The sequence below is a fragment of the Rossellomorea sp. NS-SX7 genome, from assembly GCF_052828565.1.
This window is the reverse complement of the sequence record NZ_CM128249.1, coordinates 2,729,439-2,750,234: the sequence shown is the minus strand read 5'-3', so window position 1 is coordinate 2,750,234 and position 20,796 is coordinate 2,729,439. Positions and strand designations below refer to the sequence as shown.

At 45.2% G+C, this 20,796-nt stretch carries 21 protein-coding genes; 18 read left to right on the top strand and 3 right to left on the bottom strand.

What is annotated here, in order from left to right; genetic code table 11:
- The first annotated feature begins 497 nt into the window (after positions 1 to 497).
- From ACUXV2_RS13805 to pheA, 4 genes are all read left to right on the top strand, one after another.
- Complete coding sequence (locus ACUXV2_RS13805) at positions 498 to 1,031, top strand: Spo0B C-terminal domain-containing protein (RefSeq protein ID WP_446243762.1); 534 nt, start codon at positions 498 to 500, stop codon at positions 1,029 to 1,031.
- 52 nt (positions 1,032 to 1,083) lie between these two features.
- Positions 1,084 to 2,373, top strand: coding sequence for a GTPase ObgE (gene obgE, locus ACUXV2_RS13800; protein WP_446243761.1), 1,290 nt, complete (start codon positions 1,084 to 1,086; stop codon positions 2,371 to 2,373).
- 26 nt (positions 2,374 to 2,399) lie between these two features.
- The gene (locus ACUXV2_RS13795; RefSeq protein ID WP_446243760.1) at positions 2,400 to 2,855 is read left to right on the top strand and encodes an ACT domain-containing protein; all 456 of its coding nucleotides are present in this window, start codon (positions 2,400 to 2,402) and stop codon (positions 2,853 to 2,855) included.
- Between the two features lie 133 nt (positions 2,856 to 2,988).
- Positions 2,989 to 3,840, top strand: a complete 852-nt coding sequence (gene pheA, locus ACUXV2_RS13790; RefSeq protein ID WP_446243759.1) for a prephenate dehydratase — start codon at positions 2,989 to 2,991, stop codon at positions 3,838 to 3,840.
- Between the two features lie 41 nt (positions 3,841 to 3,881).
- Here pheA and ACUXV2_RS13785 read toward each other — a convergent pair whose 3' ends face one another.
- Positions 3,882 to 4,424, bottom strand: a complete 543-nt coding sequence (locus ACUXV2_RS13785) for a 3H domain-containing protein (protein WP_446243758.1) — start codon at positions 4,422 to 4,424, stop codon at positions 3,882 to 3,884.
- A gap of 57 nt (positions 4,425 to 4,481) precedes the next feature.
- A complete protein-coding gene (locus tag ACUXV2_RS13780) occupies positions 4,482 to 5,618 on the bottom strand; it encodes an IscS subfamily cysteine desulfurase (protein ID WP_446243757.1) in 1,137 nt (378 codons plus the stop codon).
- 247 nt (positions 5,619 to 5,865) lie between these two features.
- Between ACUXV2_RS13780 and nadB the strand changes: the two genes are divergently transcribed.
- The 13 genes from nadB to yajC all read left to right on the top strand — a co-directional run bounded on the left by nadB (position 5,866) and on the right by yajC (position 18,845).
- Positions 5,866 to 7,452 carry an L-aspartate oxidase gene (gene nadB / locus ACUXV2_RS13775; protein WP_446243756.1) on the top strand — a complete coding sequence of 529 codons (1,587 nt, stop codon included), beginning with the start codon at positions 5,866 to 5,868 and terminating at the stop codon, positions 7,450 to 7,452.
- Positions 7,421 to 8,269 carry a carboxylating nicotinate-nucleotide diphosphorylase gene (gene nadC / locus ACUXV2_RS13770; protein WP_446243755.1) on the top strand — a complete coding sequence of 283 codons (849 nt, stop codon included), beginning with the start codon at positions 7,421 to 7,423 and terminating at the stop codon, positions 8,267 to 8,269. Before nadB ends, nadC begins: the two co-directional genes overlap by 32 nt.
- A complete protein-coding gene (nadA, locus tag ACUXV2_RS13765) occupies positions 8,269 to 9,375 on the top strand; it encodes a quinolinate synthase NadA (protein WP_446243754.1) in 1,107 nt (368 codons plus the stop codon). Before nadC ends, nadA begins: the two co-directional genes overlap by 1 nt.
- 241 nt (positions 9,376 to 9,616) lie before the next feature.
- Positions 9,617 to 11,611, top strand: coding sequence for a SafA/ExsA family spore coat assembly protein (gene safA / locus ACUXV2_RS13760; protein WP_446243753.1), 1,995 nt, complete (start codon positions 9,617 to 9,619; stop codon positions 11,609 to 11,611).
- Complete coding sequence (locus ACUXV2_RS13755) at positions 11,604 to 12,584, top strand: phosphotransferase (RefSeq protein WP_446243752.1); 981 nt, start codon at positions 11,604 to 11,606, stop codon at positions 12,582 to 12,584. The genes safA and ACUXV2_RS13755 overlap by 8 nt, the downstream gene beginning before the upstream one ends.
- Positions 12,585 to 12,692: 108 nt before the next feature.
- A complete protein-coding gene (locus tag ACUXV2_RS13750) occupies positions 12,693 to 13,433 on the top strand; it encodes a YhcN/YlaJ family sporulation lipoprotein (RefSeq protein WP_446243751.1) in 741 nt (246 codons plus the stop codon).
- 192 nt (positions 13,434 to 13,625) lie between these two features.
- Entirely contained in the window at positions 13,626 to 14,180 is a 555-nt protein-coding gene (locus ACUXV2_RS13745; RefSeq protein WP_446243750.1) for a BofC C-terminal domain-containing protein, read from the top strand.
- Between the two features lie 284 nt (positions 14,181 to 14,464).
- Complete coding sequence (gene ruvA / locus ACUXV2_RS13740; RefSeq protein ID WP_446243749.1) at positions 14,465 to 15,079, top strand: Holliday junction branch migration protein RuvA; 615 nt, start codon at positions 14,465 to 14,467, stop codon at positions 15,077 to 15,079.
- 28 nt (positions 15,080 to 15,107) lie between these two features.
- Positions 15,108 to 16,109, top strand: a complete 1,002-nt coding sequence (gene ruvB / locus ACUXV2_RS13735; protein ID WP_446243748.1) for a Holliday junction branch migration DNA helicase RuvB — start codon at positions 15,108 to 15,110, stop codon at positions 16,107 to 16,109.
- A complete protein-coding gene (locus tag ACUXV2_RS13730) occupies positions 16,106 to 16,312 on the top strand; it encodes a DUF2905 domain-containing protein (protein ID WP_446243747.1) in 207 nt (68 codons plus the stop codon). The genes ruvB and ACUXV2_RS13730 overlap by 4 nt, the downstream gene beginning before the upstream one ends.
- 37 nt (positions 16,313 to 16,349) lie before the next feature.
- The gene (gene queA / locus ACUXV2_RS13725) at positions 16,350 to 17,375 is read left to right on the top strand and encodes a tRNA preQ1(34) S-adenosylmethionine ribosyltransferase-isomerase QueA (RefSeq protein WP_446243746.1); all 1,026 of its coding nucleotides are present in this window, start codon (positions 16,350 to 16,352) and stop codon (positions 17,373 to 17,375) included.
- A gap of 38 nt (positions 17,376 to 17,413) precedes the next feature.
- Positions 17,414 to 18,553: a tRNA guanosine(34) transglycosylase Tgt gene (tgt, locus tag ACUXV2_RS13720; protein WP_446243745.1), complete on the top strand. Its 1,140-nt coding sequence runs from the start codon at positions 17,414 to 17,416 to the stop codon at positions 18,551 to 18,553.
- Positions 18,554 to 18,584: 31 nt separating this feature from the next.
- Positions 18,585 to 18,845: a preprotein translocase subunit YajC gene (gene yajC, locus ACUXV2_RS13715; RefSeq protein ID WP_446243744.1), complete on the top strand. Its 261-nt coding sequence runs from the start codon at positions 18,585 to 18,587 to the stop codon at positions 18,843 to 18,845.
- Between the two features lie 79 nt (positions 18,846 to 18,924).
- Here yajC and ACUXV2_RS13710 read toward each other — a convergent pair whose 3' ends face one another.
- A complete protein-coding gene (locus ACUXV2_RS13710) occupies positions 18,925 to 19,311 on the bottom strand; it encodes a TIGR04086 family membrane protein (protein WP_446247077.1) in 387 nt (128 codons plus the stop codon).
- Between the two features lie 147 nt (positions 19,312 to 19,458).
- On the opposite strand from ACUXV2_RS13710, the gene ACUXV2_RS13705 reads away from it, so the two are divergent.
- Positions 19,459 to 20,754, top strand: a complete 1,296-nt coding sequence (locus ACUXV2_RS13705; protein ID WP_446243743.1) for an ArsB/NhaD family transporter — start codon at positions 19,459 to 19,461, stop codon at positions 20,752 to 20,754.
- The last annotated feature ends 42 nt before the right edge of the window (positions 20,755 to 20,796 follow it).

Genomic DNA, 20,796 nt, shown 5'->3' with positions numbered 1-20,796 from the left:
CTTTAACGAAAACTCTAACCGACTTTCGGTTAGAGTTTTATTTTTTGTGAAGGACCGTTTTAGACGGCAGGTGCTGGATCCGGGAGAAATGTTGAGGCCATGCGGTTTTGATAATAAAAGTGGATTTTTGATAATAAATACACTGTTTTTGATAATAAAAAGGAAATTTTGATAATAAACAGACTGTTTTTGATAATAAACGTTTCAGGACAACAAGAAACTACTTCGAAGAGGCCCTCATAATCATATGGCCGGTCATTTTTCACCGAAAGAGAGGTTTATTTTCAACTTTGCCCAAAATATTTTCAACTCCCAGTCATTTATTATCAACTTTACATGATTTATGATCAATTCCAACAGTACAAGCCGGCTCAAATCATTCAACCAGCCATCCGGCCAAATTTCCTGTCCTTCGACACTTTTTTCATTAACAATATACGCGGATACCCATCTTTGTTATACTAACTAGTAGCACTAATAAGTATAGGAGTTTGTATATGAGCGAAAATTGGGGTATTCTGGACGCACTGAGACATGCTCGTCATGATTGGATGAACGATCTGCAGTTGATCAAGGGGAATCTTGAATTGAATCGGGTCGAGCGTGCGAAGCAAGTCATAGACACCATGGTTCTGACAGCACAGAATGAATCTAAACTATCGAATTTAAAACTTCCATTATTGGCTGAATGGATTTTAACATATAACTGGTCGACGCATCTGGTGAAATTGGAGTTCGAAGTGGGACAGACCGGCTATACTCATAAGCTGGATGATCAAAAGCTCGTTCTCGTTTGCAAGGAGCTAATGGAACTTCTTGAAGCCAATGCAGGAGCCAACGCAGAAAATCAACTCTCATTAATCATCAACCTTTCTGAGGAACATCCCCGTTTTATATTTGATTTCACAGGTATACTAAAAGAAACGAATGTTTTGGAAGAATGGATTAAGAATAAGCAAAAAAACGGACAAAATATAGAAATAGAACTGCTTCAAAAAGAAGCGTTTGTGATTCATCTTTCTGTTGAATAGCATTGAATGTACATAATGATATCAACGTGATGGATAAGTTAGGAGTGAAAGTATGTTTGTCGATCAGGTCAAGATCTATACAAAAGGCGGAGACGGCGGTAACGGAATGGTTGCTTTCCGTCGTGAGAAATATGTACCTAAAGGCGGCCCAGCAGGCGGAGATGGCGGCCACGGGGCGGATGTCATTTTTGAAGTGGATGAAGGACTAAGAACGCTGATGGATTTCCGTTATCAGCGTCACTTCAAGGCGCCGCGAGGAGAACATGGCATGAGTAAGAACCAGCATGGAAGAAATGCAGAAGATATGGTTGTGAAGGTGCCGCCGGGTACGGTCGTCAAAGATGATGATACCGGCGAAACGATTGCTGATTTGACGCAGCATGGACAGCGCGCAGTCATAACAAAAGGCGGCCGCGGCGGCCGGGGCAATTCACGATTTGCCACACCTGCAAACCCTGCACCTGAGCTTTCTGAAAAAGGTGAACCGGGGCAGGAGCGCTATATCGTCATGGAATTGAAACTGCTTGCCGATGTCGGACTTGTCGGATTCCCTAGTGTCGGGAAATCCACGCTATTATCCGTCGTATCTGCTGCAAAACCGAAGATTGCTTCGTATCACTTCACGACGATCGTCCCGAACCTCGGAATGGTCGAAACGGCTGATGGCAGAAGCTTTGTCATGGCAGACCTTCCTGGATTGATCGAAGGGGCCCATGAAGGAGTGGGTCTTGGCCATCAATTCCTTCGCCATATCGAAAGAACGCGTGTCATCGTGCATGTGATCGATATGAGCGGCATGGAGGGGCGCGACCCATACGAAGATTATCTGACGATCAACGAAGAGTTGAAGCAGTATAATCTGCGCCTCACAGAACGCCCGCAAATCATCGTGGCGAACAAAATGGATATGCCTGAAGCGGAAGAAAATCTGAAGATCTTCAAAGAGAAGCTCCAAGATGATTATCCGGTTTTCCCGATATCCGCATTTACGCAGCAAGGCTTGAAAGAGCTGTTGTTCGCGGTTGCGGATAAATTGGAGACAACTGAAGAGTTCCCGATTACAGAAGAAGTCGAGGATACAGGTATACATCGTGTGGTTTACAGACACGAAGAAGATCAGCGTGACTTTGTGATCACCCGTGATCCTGATGGAACGTTTGTTGTCAGCGGAGCAAAGATCGAGCGCTTATTCAAGATGACTGATTTCTCACGTGAAGATTCTGTCAGACGTTTCGCAAGACAGCTTCGTTCTTACGGTGTGGATGATGCACTCCGCGAGCGCGGTGCTGAAAATGGCGATACGATCCGCTTATTGAAATATGAATTTGAATTCGTTGATTAAGCCTGGTCATATTGGAGGAGTAATCATTGGGAAAAAAATTTCAGGACGGTAAATTTTATTTAGTCCGTGAAGATGTCCTGCCGGAAGCAATGAAAAAAACGCTTGATGCCAAGGAACTGATCGAAAGAGGAAAGGCTGACTCCGTATGGGATGCCGTAAATCGAGTAGATTTAAGCCGGAGTGCATTTTATAAATACCGTGACACGGTCTTCCCTTTTCATACGATCGTAAAGGAAAGGATCATCACGTTATTCTTTCATCTGGAAGATCGCTCAGGAACGCTGTCACATCTTCTCAGTGAAACGGCGAAGCACGGATGTAATATATTAACCATTCACCAGACGATTCCACTGCAGGGGAGAGCGAATGTAACGCTTTCCCTGAATGTAACCGATCTGACAGTCGGCTTGGAAGAACTGCTGGCTCGTTTGAGAAGGCTGGAATTCGTCGAGAAAGTAGAAGTGTTAGGCTCAGGTGCCTGACGCTTCTTTTTTTTTTGGACGCATCCCCCGGATTTATAAAGGTCGTTTCCTAACTTTTAAAAAAAGATGTATATACAAAACCATCTTTCCCATGTTAGAATGTTCAATAAATTTGTCGAGAGGAAGAGACCCATTGAAAATTGCTTATCTAGGACCTCAGGCTTCGTTCACGGACCTGGCCGTGAAGAAGGCTTTTCCAGAAGAACATCAAGTACCTTGTGTGACGATACCAGATTGCATCGAAGCAGTCATTGAAGAAGATGCTGACTATGCAGTGGTCCCCCTGGAAAACGCACTGGAGGGATCTGTACATATTACGGTTGATTATTTATTTCATGAAGCGGACTTATCCATCGTTGCTGAGCTTACTTCACCGATACAGCAGCATCTTATGGTGCACCCGGGGCATAGCGGCGGTGATAATAAGGTAGAGAAGATCCTCTCGCATTCCCATGCCTTGGCTCAGTGCCATAAATTTCTTCATCACCACTATCGAGGCACTTCTCTGGAGCAGACGACCTCAACCGCGGCAGCAGCCAAATACGTGAGTGAGCACCCGCAGGAAAAGCTGGCGGCAATAGGGAATGAATTAGCCGCCAAAGAGTACGGATTGACGATTATCCATGAGAACATCCATGACTTTGCTTATAATCACACACGTTTTATCGTGCTGCATAAACAGAGTGATGCTCTCAGGATCGACCAAAAAAAATCTTCAGACAAAACGACGCTCATGGTGACCCTTCCGAAGGATCGTTCCGGAGCTCTCCATCAGGTTCTCTCCACGTTTGCCTGGAGGCAGCTTAACCTGAGCAAGATCGAATCAAGGCCATTAAAAACCGGACTGGGTGACTATTTCTTCCTGATAGACGTTGCTCATGGAATGGACGAGGTACTTCTTCCAGGAGCAATAAGCGAAATGGAGGCACTTGGATGCGAAGTGAAGATGGTCGGGACGTATTCATCTTACTTGCTGGAGGCATAAATAAAAACACCCGGCCCTGATATCAGGACCGGGTACTCATTTCAACTATAAGACTTCATCAAAAAACCAGCTTCCTTAAGTGCATTTTCTGCATTCACCAATGCTTCCTCATTGTGGGCCATCAGCGTATGTAAATGCACACCGTCCGTTAATTCGGATAAGTAGGCGGCTTGGGTTCTTTCGATTTTCGTTAAAAATTGTTCCACTTCTTTTCGATTGGAGACCATGATCGAAGCTGTCAGGTCACCGTAGACGCCATGTTCGATTTTAACGTCCTTCACTGTGACGCCGTGATCGACAAGTAACAACAGTTCTTCTTCTGCTCTGTCGGGAGAATGCTGACAGGCAACGATCCGTTCCACCATCGAATCACGATTTGAGCTTGGCATATAGAGATATCCTTGACTCGTAGCGATGATCGGTTCTCCTTTAGCCTTCAGTAGGGTAATATCACTGACGATTACCTGCCGGCTTACATTGGCAAGCTTTGCAAGGTCGCCTCCTGTAATCGGGGCTTGTTTGGTTATGAGATGATCGAGTATGACTTGCCGTCTCTCATCTCCAAGTATCTTTTTCCCTGCCACTGCTATCTCCTCCGTATTTTTTTATATAGGAAATCATACCATACCAGCTTCTTCAAGTTAAGAAATGTATGCTTCCTGATGAATTTGGGAAAGAGCCTCTGCTAGTTCTTCGATATGCCCGTGAGAGGTTTCCCGTCCAAGCGAAATCCGGATGAACTCTTTTCCTTCTCTTTCTCCTATCCCCATGGCCTCAAGGGTCTTAGGTATGGAATGCTTCCCTGTCTGACAGGCACTTCCCGTTGAGATATGGATGCCTTTCCGGTTGCACTCAAGCATGAGCCATTGACCTTCCACTCCGTTGATTCTCATTCCGATTACATGAGGAAGCTGGTGGTCGGCTGGGCCGCCATAAGCTGTGTAATATTCACCTATTGAGCTGTGCAGCTTTTCGAAAAAGTGGTCTCGCAGCACTTTATAATGATGATGTTCCTCAAGAGGTTTGACTTTCAAAGCCGCCGATACAAAGCCTGCAATTCCTGGAAGGTTGACGGTTCCTCCCCTGAATCCATGTTCATGCGTCTGGAAGGGCATGAAAGGCTGGATATCCGATTGTGGATGAAAATAGACCGCACCGGCCCCTTTTGGTCCATAGATTTTATGAGAAGAGATCGTTAAGCTGTCCACAATCGAAGCGGCTTCTGTAATGTCGAGCTTGCCAAATGATTGCACCATATCACTGTGAAATAATATATCTTTCCCTTGCAGAAGTTTCTTAATCTCCTGAAGAGGCTGGATGGAGCCGATTTCGCCATTTACATGACAGACGGAGACGACCGTCGTTTGTTTTGTAATCGCCCTTTCCAAAGAGTCCAGGTTTATAAGTCCTTCTGGTGTATAAGGGATCTTTGTTATCTTGAACCCCGCCTTTTCCAAAAAAGCAGCCGCACTGTGGATGGATGAATGTTCAGCCTCGCTGATGATGATATGTTTCCCCTTCTTTTGATAACTGAATGCGAGTGAGAGAAGGGCCACATGATTTCCTTCTGTTCCACCGGAAGTAAAAGAAATTCCCTCAGGTGGAACACCGAGGACACCACCAAGCCTCTTCCGACAATTTTCGAGAAGAAGATGGGCTTTTCCCCCCGTGTCATGAAGACTGCTGGGGTTTCCCCAATAGTCTTCACTGACGTTCTTATAAATCTGTAAACTCTCCGGATCGACCGGTGTCGTTGACGCATAATCAAAATAAAGCATCTTTCATTCCCCTTTAAAAAATCAAAAGTGAGCAATCTATAAGTTTCTTTTATCAAGGTCCCTTGGATGGCGCAATCCGCAGCCTGTTTAAAACGTGAAGTAGAATCCAGCATACGAACGCATGCTAAGTTGGGCGGAAAGCAGAACCTATCAAAAACTGCCATCTATAAAAAAACTCTTGTCATTAGTTTAATAATGTGTAAATATATGTGTCAAGACACCTGTAAATAATCAGGAGGATTTATACATGACGAATACCGATGTAATCATAGTGGGAAGCGGTATCGCTGCATTACAGCTTGCCCGTCAGCTTCAGGAGCATTTGAATGTGATAATTATCACAAAGAATAAAGTGAAAGACAGCAACTCGTATCTTGCCCAGGGCGGGGTTGCGGCCCCAATCGGCAAATTCGATAAAGTAGAACTGCATGCAAAGGATACGATGACAGCAGGCTGCAACCATCAGTCAGAAGAAGCTGTGAAGAACGTTATCAGGGATGGAAAAAGAATAATAGAATACTTGATTAATGACGGGGCTCCTTTTGACAGGAAATCCAATGGGGATCTTGCACTCGGAATGGAAGGAGCACACAGTATGGCCCGCATCCTTCACAGCGGCGGTGATCAGACAGGGAAATATATCATCGAATATTTATTGGATGCACTTACTGAAAAAGTCAGGTTCGTTGAAAAGGAATTGGTTTACGAACTCATAAAAAATGAACGGGGTCATTGCTGCGGAGTCAAAACGATGAAAGGTGACGGCTCCATCCATCGCTACTCTGCACCTCATGTGGTGCTTTCCACCGGTGGCGCAGGCTCGATTTATTCATTGAGCAGCAATGCACCGACGGTTACGGGCGACGGTATGGCACTGGCATTTCTAGCGGGGGCTGCGCTGTCCGATATGGAATTCATTCAATTTCACCCCACTCTCCTGTCTTTGGGGAGCACTTCCGGCGGACTCGTTTCAGAAGCAGTAAGAGGAGAAGGGGCACTCCTGATCAATGGTTCAGGAGAACGGATCATGGAAGGGGTGCATCCGCTGCTGGAGCTTGCCCCGCGTCATATCGTGGCTGAGAAAATCAATCGTGAGCGTATCGAAGGGAAAGCGGTCTATCTTGATATCACTCCGGTAAAGGATTTTGAAACGAAATTTCCATCGATCACCAAACTGTGTGAAAACCATCATATTTCATTATCCCAAGGGAAAATTCCGGTTACTCCGGGATGTCACTTCACAATGGGGGGAGTCTTGACAGATGAAGAAGGAAAAACCACCATCCATGGTTTATATGCAATCGGCGAGGTTGCCTGTACAGGGATGCATGGAGCAAACCGGCTCGCATCGAACTCTCTGCTCGAAGGCCTGGTATTTGGAGAAAGACTCGCAAATCATCTGGTCACATTTAAAAGGAAGACATCTCCTTTCACTGGTGCTTATAACGTTCAGGAGTCAAAAGGAAATATCGGAGAAATTACGTTTGATCCCACCGAACTTAAAGAACGGATGATGAGGGATGTAGGGATCATACGGAATGAACAAAGTTTAACGCGTCATTTGAACTGGTTGAATGCTCAATCCTTATCATTCCATACCGGCCTCGATCGATTGTCTGAAAATGAAATCCAAACATACTTAATGTGGGTGGTCAGCATGTTGATCACACAGTCTGCCCTCTTGAGGACGGAAAGCAGAGGAGGGCATATCCGATCGGATTATCCGGGAGAAAACAATTCAGAATGGTTCAAGAAATCGATACTTTTAATAAATGATAATCATCAACTGAGGGTGGTACGTGATGAACAACATCAAATTGAAATCTATGCTTGAAGAATTTTTAAAAGAAGACCTCGGCGACGGTGACCTTTCATCAGAAAGTGTATTTGCAGAAAGCGATAAGGGGACATTCTTTTTGATCGCAAAAGAAAATGGGATCTTCTGCGGGAAAAGTGTGATCGAAACGACTTTCTCATTATTGAGTAATGAAACTGTGGCCGAGGTGTATGTGGAAGATGGCGATTCCGTTAAAGAAGGACAGCAATTCGCCAGGGTGACCGGGAGTATGAGGGCTCTTCTGCAGGGAGAAAGGGTTGTGTTGAATCTTATTCAGCGAATGAGCGGTATAGCGACATCAACACACCGGGCCGTCCAAAAAGTGGAGGGCAGCGGAGCGAGGGTCTGTGATACAAGAAAAACGACGCCGGGACTCCGGATGCTTGAGAAATACGCCGTGCGGACAGGTGGAGGCTACAATCACCGAAATGGTCTGTATGACGCAATTATGTTGAAGGATAACCACATTTCATTTGCTGGGTCGATTTCTGCTGCAGTAAAAAAAGCGAAACAGCAGTGCGGCCATACAGTGAAAATTGAAGTGGAAATCGAAAGTGAAGAGGGTTTGATAGAGGCTGTCGACAGCGGTGCAGACATCATCATGTTCGATAACTGCAGTCCTAAGCAAATCAAGGAGTGGATCCGCCACGTCCCGCCTAAGGTCGTCACCGAGGCTTCAGGTGGGATTACGGAAGAGAATCTGAACGAGTACGCACATACAGGGGTCGGGTACATTTCACTCGGATACCTGACCCATTCAGTAAAGTCTTTAGATATTAGTGCAAGAGTATTTAGACAGGAGGGGGTTTTATAATGGGGTTACTAGAAGAACTGACAGCTGAAACAGGCGTCCTGCCTGAAACGATCACGGCCCTTACCAAAGAAGAAATGGAGAATAGGGTAAGGGAAATAAAAAGGGTGCTTGGAAAAAAACTGTTCATACCTGGCCATCACTATCAGAAGGATGAAGTCATACAATTTGCCGATGCAATTGGGGATTCCCTTCAATTAGCGCAAATCTCTTCCCAAAACCAGGAAGCAGATTTTATCGTGTTTTGCGGGGTTCATTTCATGGCAGAAACGGCCGATATCTTAACAGAAGAACATCAACAGGTCATTTTACCAGATATGAGAGCGGGCTGCTCCATGGCAGATATGGCTGACATCTTTCAAACGGAAAAAGCATGGTCCAGCCTGCAGGGATTATTCGGTGATACCATCATCCCCCTCACCTATGTCAACTCAACTGCAGCCATTAAAAGCTTTGTCGGAAAGAATGGGGGAGCGACTGTCACCTCATCCAACGCCCATAAAATGGTGGAATGGGCATTGGGAGAAAAGGAACGGATATTGTTCCTTCCTGATCAGCATCTAGGCAGAAACACGGCGGCAGATCTGGGTGTGGCAAAGAATGAAATGGCCGTCTGGGACCCGATTCGAAATGAACTGATAACTGATGGGAAGCCGGAGGATATTAAAGTCATCCTTTGGAAAGGGCACTGTTCCGTTCATGAGAATTTTACAGAAAAGAACATTGAGCAGGTACGCAGCACACACCCTGAAATGAAGATCATCGTTCATCCAGAGTGCCGGAGGGAAGTTGTTGAAAAATCAGACATGAATGGGAGTACGAAATTCATTATAGAAACAATTGAGAATGCACCAAAGGGTTCTTCCTGGGCGATAGGGACGGAAATGAATCTGGTCAAGAGACTGATTGGACAGCATCCCGACAAGCATATCATTTCCCTCAACCCATATATGTGTCCATGCCTTACAATGAATAGGATCGATTTACCGCATTTACTATGGTCATTGGAAAATATAATAGACAAAAAACCTCAAAACACAATCAAAGTAGGCAAAGACATCTCTCATTTCGCGATGTTGGCATTAGACCGAATGTTAGCCCGCGCATAGAGGTGAACGCGGCTGTTTTCACACAAAGACCGCTGTCCACTCCGGAATAACGCGATAAAAGCAAGCAGATGAAAAAATATTTTCTGCTTGTTTTTTTTGTTTAGTTCCCTTGGATGAGAGTGTTCCGTACTGGTGACAGGTATATTTTTTTCCGCCCATTCATAAGTTTTTATGTAGATGATTAGCAATTTGCCTATCTTGTCATAGGATATATAGACTTATGCCTGAGGAGGGAAAAAGAGTGAAAATCCATATTGTTCAAAAAGGGGACACTCTTTGGAAAATCGCCAAGAAATATGGTGTCAATTTCGAAGAGTTAAAGCAGATGAATGCCCAGTTATCGAACCCTGATATGATTATGCCGGGTATGAAAATCAAAGTTCCTGCGACTGGGGGAACCGTTAAAAAAGAAACACAGATAAAGTTCGGCTCCAAAGAAGCTCCAAAGAAAGAAATGCCGATGAAAGAGATGCCTAAAGCCGAGCATCCTTTTAAAGAACAGAAACCAATCACACAGCCTGTTGCAGAAAAGCCGAAGGAAGCACAAAAACCGTTTACGCCGAAGATGCCGAAGCCGGTCATACCGGAAATTGATATCAATAACTACTACATGATGAACATGGCAAATATGCAAGTTCAGCAGCCTATGCAGAAGCCGATGCAAAAACCGGTCCAGCAGCCTAAACCACAGCCTAAAGCTCAACCAAAAGCGAAAGCTCAGCCGAAAATGCCGCCTAAACCTTCCAATGTTCTTCCACAAGCGAAAGATAAAAAATCACCCAAAGCTGAGAAGCCTAAGCAGAACAATGTAAAAGGTATTCAAGATGAAGAAGAAAGCTTACAAATGCCTGCTCAACCTGCACAATCAACGCAACCACAAGGAGGGTACAATCAGCCTATGTATTTCAACCCGTATAATTGCGTACCAGTATCACCTGTAATGCCGGGATCCGGTTTTGGTGGACCTCACGGCGGAATGCAGCCGGGGTATGGAATGCCGCCAATGGGGCCTGGAGGTCAGGTCCAAGGTGCTTCGATGATGCCAGGAATGCAGCAAATGCCAATGATGCATGGTATGGGCTATGATGATGAATCTTCAATGATGCCATTTATGCCGCATCAAAGTCCGATGGGTCAGCCATCCGGAGTAATGGGAGCACAGTCGCCGATGGGTCAGCCGTCCGGAGTGATGGGAGCACAGTGGCCAATGGGTCAGCCGTCCGGAGTGATGGGAGCACAGTCACCAATGGGTCAGCCGTCCGGAGTGATGGGAGCACAGTCACCAATGGGTCAGCCGTCCGGAGTGATGGGAGCACAGTCGCCGATGGGTCAGCCGTCCGGAGTAATGGGAGCACAATGGCCAATGGGTCAGCCGTCCGGAGTGATGGGAGCACAGTCGCCGATGGGTCAGCCGTCCGGAGTGATGGGAGCACAGTCGCCGATGGGTCAGCCGTCCGGAGTAATGGGAGCACAATGGCCAATGGGTCAGCCGTCCGGAGTGATGGGAGCACAATCGCCAATGGGTCAGCCATCCGGAGTAATGGGAGCATCAGATGAGGATGATGATGGATATCCATCCGTTCAAATGCCTTCACAAGCAGCTCCTGGACAATGGATGCCGTATGATAATTGCTATCCGGTATCTCCTGTAATGCCGGGATCGGGGTTCCCTGGAGGCATGCATGGTCAGCCGATGTGGCCTGGGCAGGTTCAAGGAGCGATGGATGAGTCACCGTCTTCAGGACAATGGCCGATGGGTCAGCCATCCGGAGTGATGGGAGCACAGTCACCGATGGGTCAGCCGTCCGGAGTGATGGGTGCACAGTCACCGATGGGTCAGCCGTCCGGAGTGATGGGTGCACAGTCACCAATGGGTCAGCCGTCCGGAGTGATGGGAGCACAATGGCCGATGGGTCAGCCGTCCGGAGTGATGGGTGCACAGTCACCGATGGGTCAGCCGTCCGGAGTGATGGGAGCGCAGTCGCCGATGGGTCAGCCGTCTGGAGTGATGGGAGCACAATGGCCGATGGGCCAGCCGTCCGGAGTGATGGGAGCTGCCGATAAAGATGACTGCGGCTGCGGAGGACCTAAAGGATATGGTGGTATGCCACAAGGAATGCAGCCTCCATATGGGTATGGTCCTGGAATGATGGGTCAGGGTATGCCGATGGGTCAAGGAATGTTTGGACCAAGAGCGTTCTCCATGCCAAACTTCCAAGATGATGATCTTGACTGATATCCATCCGAGAGGAGACGATTATTCGTATCGTCTCCTTTCTTTTTTAAAATACAAACTGCAAGATCAATCCGCATCCCTGGAAAAATTAAAAGAAGGTAAATGGGTGTTATTCAGTAATGGAGTGAAGTGGTTTGTAAAAAAATATCCCAGCCAGAGCAGATTCATCATGCAGGAAACACTGGTAAGAATGTTGGTACAGCAGAATTTTCCCCACGTCCTGCGATTTCACCCCATTCACCAAAGAGAAATACTTATCTTTGAAGGTCATCCCATCGGATTGACGATATGGCTGGAAACGAGTGACCCAATCAGCTATGGAAATGAACAAGACAGGATGGACGTTTTATTTGTATTGAAAAAATTTCATGCATGTACAGGAAACATGCAAGGTAAGTGGCTGGAAGAACTTCCGAGATACAAGTGGGTGAAGAAGTGGAAGAAACGTTTGAGTCAATTTGAGAATAATATCCCCTTCCTTCAATCATTTATCCAGCCTTATTATCTCTATACTTACTTAGAATGGGGAAAGCGCGCGGTTGAACAGCTTGAAGTACTGAACCTGGTGGAGAATCCTTCTTGCATTACACATGGAGATGTAGCACATCATAATTTCTTAAGAGGTAAAAACGGGAATGTTTATTTAATCGATTTCGATTTGATTGCTCACTCAACACCATTAATGGATGATTTGCAATTCTGTAATCGCATCCTTCCATATATCGACTGGTCGCTGAATGAAATAAAACAGCTGAATGTTTATCATACCTATCTTAATCAACTCGTTTTTTACCTGGGTTTACTATACCCTACAGATATTTTCAGGGAGTGGAATCGATTCCTAAGGGAAGATTACAATTATAAACAGAGGGCCTGGAACTATCTGATTCACCTGACAATCCATCAATTTCCTAAAAGAATGCAATTTTCCCAAGAGGTGCATCAAGAAATGAACCGCTTGCTCCACCCATAATGTAGGAGAAGTCTCCAACTACTTGAAGGAATGAAGACTGCCGCTCTTTCACAACCTAATGATGAGCATGTAATATGCTCAATCAGCGGGTTGAAGGAGGAAGCACCATTGAATAAAAAATTATTCATGGTACCATTGGCAGCCGTCATGACGATGGGTCTGGCAGCTTGTAACACAGGTGAAGAAGAAGCTCAGGACCGGTATACAGATTCCTATGAACCACTCGGATTCTACTCCAACGAAGGCCACGGTGGAGATGAGAGGGATGAGAGGGACGGTCCACTGACGGAAATGTATGACCATTCGCCGATTGGCAGGGAAGGACAGGATATCCGCCAGAAGAAACGTGAATATCTTCAAGTCAAGGACGAAAATGGAAATCCAAGGAATCCTTCTGCTCCACTGGCGAATTATGACAAAAGCTTTCTTGAACAGGATGGCCGTGCCAGTCATGGGGATGCAAATTATCATGGACATTTAGATGATAATACGAGAAAAGCCAATAGATCTTACTATACAGCTTATGAAGGTGACCTTGCCGAAAAAATTGGTGACGTTACCGGGAAAGTCGATAACGTAAGTGATGTCCGTGCAGTTGCCTACGGTACTGATGTGCTGATAGCGGTCGAACTCCAAGATCACAGTAAAGACAAAGAAGAAGAAACAAAAGCTAGGATTAAGAAAGCTGTCAAACCATATCTTAACGGCCGTTCAGTAAAGGTGGTCACTGATGAAGGAACGTTCAGCCGAGTCCGGAATATCGATAATGACTTGCGTGACGGCGGGCCTTTTGAGGGGATCAACCTGGATATTGACAATATGTTCAAAGCACTAAAGAATAATGATTAAAAATAAAGGTCACTAAAAGAGTATGTCTCTTTTGGTGATCTTTTTTTGTTTGGAGATCGTGACAAAAAAATGATCATGATCGGTTTTGGATATTCTTAGCAGTGTTTGGCAACACTAGTTACCGAAAGAGGTTCTTTTCTTTATAAGAAAGAGCTTTGAAGAAGGACATAAAACTAGTACGAGGTGATCACGATGACGATGAAGATTCGAATCGTGTTTATGGTGATGCTGCTCTTGGGTGCATTTTATTTCACATTCTTTTATACAGAAGAAAAACAGGCAGCCGATCGTGAAAACGTTCAGCAGACGGAAACAGGGAAAGATCCGGCTGATGTGGTTTCAGCACATACTGTTACGGTGAAATTGGAAAGAGTGTACCTGGATGGGGAAATCAGTGAAGAAATTGTACAGGAGACAATCTGGAGTATGGAAGATTTCTGGGCGGCCTATGCTGACTGGCAGCTGATTGATATGAACGAGGAGGAAGTCGTTTTCCAGAAACAAGTGGATGATATTTCCCCTTTGTTAAAAACAAACGGCTATTTCGGCATATCAGAAAATGGTGTTCTGTCCATATTTAATGGTAAACCGGGCCAGGCAGAGATCATACAGTCTTTCTTTCAGATTGATGTCGAAAAACTTGAAAGCAACAGTCATGAAACATTGATGAAAGGGATCCCGGTGAAGTCCAAACAACAATTCGAAGAGGTTTTGGAAAGTTTCAAGCAGTATTCTGTGCCGGAATGAAGAGCAATCAAAGTTAGACCAGTGGCAAAGGTACAAACTTACTATACGTATAGCAGAACAACCAGAATGGAACAATATTCTGGTTGTTTTTTGTATATATGGATCTATTATTTGGAAACCATCTTTATGCCTTTCTGTTTTATAAAATTTTCTCTTCCCATTTTCATTCACAAGCGACCATTTTTTGATAAAATAAGAACAGATGTTTCTCTGTGTGGCGGGATTATCCGCCCTAATTTATCAAGATGTGATACAATGAGTATTTAAAATGAGGAGAGAATTGAATGTATGAATATATAAAAGGGACTGTAAGTCAGGTTGGTCCCGAGTATGTAGTAGTAGAAAATAACGGGATCGGCTACCAGTTGTACACAGCCAATCCGTTCCTTTATTCAAAATATCAAAACCAGGAGATACAGATTTTTACATATCAGCATGTGCGGGAAGATCTTATTGCATTATATGGGTTCCTGGCATTGGAAGAAAAATTATTGTTTATGAAATTATTGAATGTATCAGGAATCGGGCCAAAGGGTGCACTGGCCATTTTGGCATCGGGTGCGCCGCAGCAGGTCATCTCCGCTATCGAGGAAGAAAATGAAAGCTTCCTTACCAAGTTTCCAGGCGTCGGGAAGAAAACTGCCCGTCAGATGATCCTCGACCTGAAAGGGAAGCTCCAGGATGTCGTACCAGATTACTTCCCTAATCTGTTCAATGAACAGGAAGGAACGGCTTCCGGTGCTGCAGATAAGGATGAAGCCTTCGAAGAAGGAATCCTAGCCCTCAAGGCCCTTGGTTATTCTGACAGGGAAATCAAGAAAGTGACACCTAAGTTAAAAGGTGAAGGCCTATCAGCGGATGAAATCATCCGAAAAGCCCTTCAGCTGCTGCTGAAATAATAAGATACCAAGAAAGGAGGAAGGCTAGATGGAAGAAAGAATTGTATCAGGGGAATCTGAATTCAATGAGGATTCATTTGAGTATTCATTGAGGCCGCAGACGATAAAGCAATATATCGGCCAGGATAAAGTGAAACACAATCTGGAAGTGTTTATCGAAGCGGCAAAAATGCGTCAGGAAACCTTGGATCATGTTCTTCTCTATGGGCCGCCGGGGCTGGGGAAGACCACCCTTGCAGCCGTCATAGCCAATGAGATGGGCGTGAATTTAAGGACTACATCCGGACCGGCGATTGAAAGGCCCGGGGATCTTGCAGCTGTCCTAACTGCATTGGAGCCGGGTGATGTTTTATTTATTGATGAGATCCACAGGCTGCCTCGGGCAATCGAAGAGGTATTATACCCCGCCATGGAAGACTTCTGCCTTGATATCGTGATCGGCAGCGGCCCAAGTGCACGTTCTGTCCGCTTAGATCTTCCGCCTTTCACACTTGTTGGAGCCACTACTCGGGCGGGGGCTCTTTCAGCACCGCTCAGGGACAGGTTTGGAGTTTTATGCCGTTTGGAATACTATAATGAAGAGCAATTAAATGAAATTGTTCAGAGGACTGCGGCGATTTTGAATACGAAAATTGAAGCGGCCGCATCAGTTGAACTGGCAAAGCGCTCAAGGGGGACCCCGCGGATAGCGAACAGATTGCTTCGCAGAGTGAGGGACTTTGCTCAGGTAAAAGGGAACGGTGATATCACGACACAGCTATCAAGGGAAGCACTCGAACTGCTTCAAGTCGATAAGCTCGGACTGGATCATATCGATCATAAGCTTTTGAGGGGTATCATTGAACGCTTCAGGGGCGGACCGGTCGGACTTGATACAATTGCTGCAAGTATTGGTGAAGAATCCCATACAATCGAAGATGTGTACGAACCTTACCTGCTTCAGATCGGCTTTCTGCAGCGCACACCGAGGGGCAGGATCGTGACGCATCTTGTGTATGAACACTTTCAACTGGAGGTGCCGGCCAAGTGACAGGTCTTCCGAAGCTATTGATGATAATCGGCGGAATCATTTTAATCATCGGCTTCCTGATGCAATTCATTAAAATAGGGAAACTCCCTGGTGACATCGTGATTAAAAAAGAAAATACAACATTTTATTTTCCACTTATGACTTCTATTTTGTTAAGTGTTATACTTTCACTTGTGTTTTATTTCATTGGACGATTTAAATAGACCTCATATGTGAGATTGAAAAGCTGGGTGACATGAAGTGAACGTAGAAGATTTTGATTTTCATCTGCCTGAGGAATTGATTGCTCAGACACCGCTCGAGAATCGTTCTGAAAGCAGATTGATGGTATTGGATAAAGAAAACGGATCGATTGAACATCATCGTTTCAAAAATATTGTTGATTTCCTGAAGGAAGGGGACTGCCTTGTTCTGAATGATACGAGGGTCCTGCCGGCGCGGCTTTATGGACAGAAGCAGGACACTGGGGCAAATATCGAAGTCCTCTTATTGAAGCAGGAAGACGGTGACCAGTGGGAGACGCTTGTCAAACCTGCAAAGCGTGTCAGAGTGGGGACGGAAATCGTCTTTGGTGACGGAAAGCTGAAAGCGGTATGTGTCGGATTGAAGGACCATGGAGGTAGAATCCTCGAATTCCATTATGACGGTATTTTCTATGAAGTGCTCGATGAGCTCGGAGAAATGCCTCTGCCTCCTTATATCCGGGAGCGCCTTGATGAACAGGACAGATATCAGACTGTGTTTGCAAGGGAGAGGGGATCTGCGGCGGCACCGACGGCAGGTCTCCATTTTACAGAAAGTCTGCTGGAAGAATTGAAGGCAAAAGGGATACATATCGCCTTTATCACTCTTCACGTAGGGCTTGGAACGTTCAGGCCCGTTTCAGTGGATAATATCGAAGAACATGACATGCATGCCGAGTTTTATCAGGTTTCAGAAGGTACTGCACGATTGTTGAATGAAGTGAAAAAAAGCGGCGGCAGAATCATCACTGTCGGGACCACTTCGACACGGACGCTTGAAACCATTGCTTCGAAGCATGGAGAATTCGTCGAAGAGAATGGCTGGACCAATATCTTTATCTATCCCGGTTACGAATTCAAGGGTATTGACGGGCTGATCACGAATTTCCATCTCCCGAAATCCACCTTGATCATGCTTGTAAGTGCGTTAGCCGGAAGAGAGAATGTCTTGCACGCTTATGAAACGGCTGTGAAAGAGAAGTACAGATTCTTTAGTTTCGGCGATGCAATGTTTATTAAGTAATCATAAGCTTTACCTAATTTGGAAGGAGAATCACCACCTTGACTGCAATAAAATATGAATTGATCAAAACGTGTAAACAAACCGGGGCGAGACTCGGTCGCGTTCATACACCGCATGGCTCTTTTGAAACACCGGTTTTCATGCCGGTCGGGACATTGGCCACTGTGAAAACGATGTCCCCGGAAGACCTTAAATCAATGGATGCAGGAATCATACTAAGCAATACGTATCATTTATGGCTCCGTCCCGGACATGAGATTATCAAAGAGGCAGGCGGACTGCATAAATTTATGAACTGGGACCGCGCCATCCTTACAGACTCTGGGGGTTTCCAGGTATTCAGCTTAAGCAAGCTCCGTCAAATCGAGGAAGAAGGAGTTCATTTCCGTCATCATTTAAATGGAGATAAATTGTTCCTTAGTCCGGAAAAAGCAATGGAAATCCAAAATGCCCTAGGCTCGGATATTATGATGGCGTTTGATGAATGTCCTCCATATCCAGCAGAATATGAGTATATGAAGAGTTCTGTAGAGAGGACTTCCAGATGGGCTGAACGCTGTCTTGCAGCTCATCAGAGACCACATGATCAGGGGCTGTTCGGTATTGTGCAAGGGGGAGAATATGAAGAACTCCGTAAACAAAGCGCGCGGGATCTGGTTTCACTGGACTTTCCGGGCTACGCTGTCGGAGGGCTTTCAGTCGGTGAACCTAAAGATGTCATGAATCGCGTGCTCGATTTCACGACCCCTCATTTGCCGACGGATAAACCTCGTTATTTAATGGGAGTAGGGTCGCCGGACTCACTCATTGACGGATCCATCAGAGGAATCGATATGTTTGACTGCGTGCTTCCGACTCGCATTGCACGTAATGGTACACTGATGACAAGTGAAGGGCGCCTGGTCGTGAAAAATGCGAAATACGCAAGGGATTTCCGTCCGATCGACGAAAATTGCGATTGCTATACATGTAAGAACTATAGCCGTGCATATATCCGTCATCTGATTAAATGTGATGAAACCTTTGGGATACGCCTTACGACTTATCATAATCTTCATTTTCTGTTAAAATTAATGGAGCAGGTCAGACAAGCGATTCGAGAAGATCGACTGGGGGACTTTAGAGAAGAATTTTTCGAACAATACGGCTTCAACCGTCCAGATGCGAAAAACTTCTAAGCTATAAAGGAATTGAAAGGAGGGGAAAGGAATGGAAGGTTTAGGTACGATTTTACCGTTGATCCTTATGTTCGTCCTATTCTACTTTTTGTTGATTCGTCCGCAGCAAAAGCGTCAAAAAGCAATCACGAAAATGCAGAATGAACTGGCGAAAGGTGATAGGATCATTACGATCGGCGGTTTACACGGAACGATTGATGCCATTGAAGAAGGCAAGATTGTCATCCTATGCGGAGATGGAAGCCGACTTACATATGATCGCAATGCAATCAGAGAAGTAGTCAGCGTATAATGGTTCTAAATGAAAAGGCTGCTCCAATATGTGCCATGCACATTGGAGCAGCCTTTTTTATATTGGGAAGAATGCTGATTTAATCCCCTGAAGGGCCGCCGCTCAAATTGACTCCAAGTATACCGCCCATCATTGCAGTCAGGATGTAACAGCCATGATATACCATCTGTTCAATCGAAAAAAGACTGTCGTATCCTAAATATTGAAACAAGAAAACGATGGCCGTGTATATAAGTCCAGTTGCCCCCCCAAGCATCCAGCCTTTCATCTTCCCTTTACCGCCGGACATGAATCCACCGATGAATAATGCCAAGAATGAGATGATCGTAACAAATAACGAGATTGAACTCTCAGTAAGTTCGGTAAATCGAAGCATTAATGAAAATACAACACTAGCCACAACTGCTATAAGAAAAATGGTTAAAGTGCCGTAGAGTACGGCCCCTCCGATTTTTTTCGCTTCGATGATGGTTCTCCCCTTTCTGCCTCTGTTATTTAATTTTCTACTAGTACAAGCATATTCACAGGCTATTGAAAAAAGACTAGAAATTTTTCATGGTCAAGCCTCATAGACTTATTATGAAACTTGACTTCGGGCAGAAGGAGCTTGATTATGTCACCGACTCTCGTTCTTATCGTGTTTATTCTTGTCTATATTTTGTTGATCACAGAAAAATGGAACCGTGTCCTGGCTGCGATGGCAGGTGGGGCTGCCATGCTTTTGATCGGGGCATTCCCTTTAGAAAAAGCCCTCTTTACCTATATTGATTGGAAAACCATCGCTCTATTGTTTTCAATGATGCTCATTGTTACAATCACCAGTAAAACGGGTTTCTTTGAATTCATCGCGATTCGACTGGCGCAATCTGTAAACGGGAACGGGATTGCCCTGCTCATTCTCTTCTCGCTGCTCGCTGCGGTAGGTTCTGCCTTTTTGGCAAATGTGACGATTGCGATGCTGCTTGTCCCGATATTATTTAAACTGACAAAATTACTTGATTTACCCCCGATTCCATATCTGATCATGACCATCCTCGCCTGTAATATAGGGGGGACCGCGACACTGATAGGGGATCCGCCGAATATGATGATCGGCCAGGCAGTGAAACATTTTACATTTAACGCATTCATTGAAAACCTTCTTCCGGTGGTGGCGATTGTATATGTTGTCACTCTGTTGATCATGGGGGCGGTTTACAGGGATTCACTTCATGTGAAGGAGGACCGTAAACTTCTTCTCAAAGGCGTGGAGGCAAAGGATTATCTGAAAAGGAACAGTGGTTTATTTCAATCGATTGCCGTCCTTTTGATGGTACTAACAGGCTTTTCACTATACCCTATGTTTCATCTTGATGTGACAACAGTGGCCATTGCAGGAGCGGTGCTATTGATGCTGCTGCTTGAAAAAGTCTACCCTCCGGATACCATTTTAAAAGAAGTGGAGTGGGGGACATTATTCTTCTTTATCGGTTTGTTCCTTCTTGTAGGAGGGATTGAAGAGGCAGGATTCATTGATGAAATTGCCCGTGAAATCATCAGGGCGACCGACGGGGATATGCAGAAAACGTCCTTTGTCATTCTTTGGGGTACGGGAATTCTTTCAGCCGTGGTTGATAATATTCCTTTTGTGGCTGCCATGATTCCTGTCATACAGGAATTCGGTGAATTTGGAATGGTCAATATGGATCCAGTTTGGTGGTCATTGGCGTTAGGCGCATGTCTGGGGGGGAATGGAACACTTTTGGGTTCTTCATCAAACCTGGTCATAGCAGGGCTTGCATCTAAAGAACATGTACATATCAAGTTTTATCAATATTTGCTGATCGGCGTGCCAATCACCTTGATTTCATTGGCTGTATCAACCGTATATGTCTATTTTAAATATCTCAGGCCTTTTCTTGGTGGGTAAAAATTCCTCCGATTATTTTTCCTGGAACGTTCATACTACTAG

Coding starts and splice junctions, on each gene's coding strand:
- nadB (WP_446243756.1), top strand. CDS start 5,866: ATGACGAATACCGATGTAATCATAGTGGGAAGCGGTATCGCTGCATTA.
- ACUXV2_RS13805 (WP_446243762.1), top strand. CDS start 498: ATGAGCGAAAATTGGGGTATTCTGGACGCACTGAGACATGCTCGTCAT.
- nadA (WP_446243754.1), top strand. CDS start 8,269: ATGGGGTTACTAGAAGAACTGACAGCTGAAACAGGCGTCCTGCCTGAA.
- obgE (WP_446243761.1), top strand. CDS start 1,084: ATGTTTGTCGATCAGGTCAAGATCTATACAAAAGGCGGAGACGGCGGT.
- ruvA (WP_446243749.1), top strand. CDS start 14,465: ATGTATGAATATATAAAAGGGACTGTAAGTCAGGTTGGTCCCGAGTAT.
- yajC (WP_446243744.1), top strand. CDS start 18,585: ATGGAAGGTTTAGGTACGATTTTACCGTTGATCCTTATGTTCGTCCTA.
- ACUXV2_RS13705 (WP_446243743.1), top strand. CDS start 19,459: ATGTCACCGACTCTCGTTCTTATCGTGTTTATTCTTGTCTATATTTTG.
- ACUXV2_RS13780 (WP_446243757.1), bottom strand. CDS start 5,618: ATGCTTTATTTTGATTATGCGTCAACGACACCGGTCGATCCGGAGAGT.
- ACUXV2_RS13745 (WP_446243750.1), top strand. CDS start 13,626: ATGACGATGAAGATTCGAATCGTGTTTATGGTGATGCTGCTCTTGGGT.
- ruvB (WP_446243748.1), top strand. CDS start 15,108: ATGGAAGAAAGAATTGTATCAGGGGAATCTGAATTCAATGAGGATTCA.
- nadC (WP_446243755.1), top strand. CDS start 7,421: ATGAACAACATCAAATTGAAATCTATGCTTGAAGAATTTTTAAAAGAA.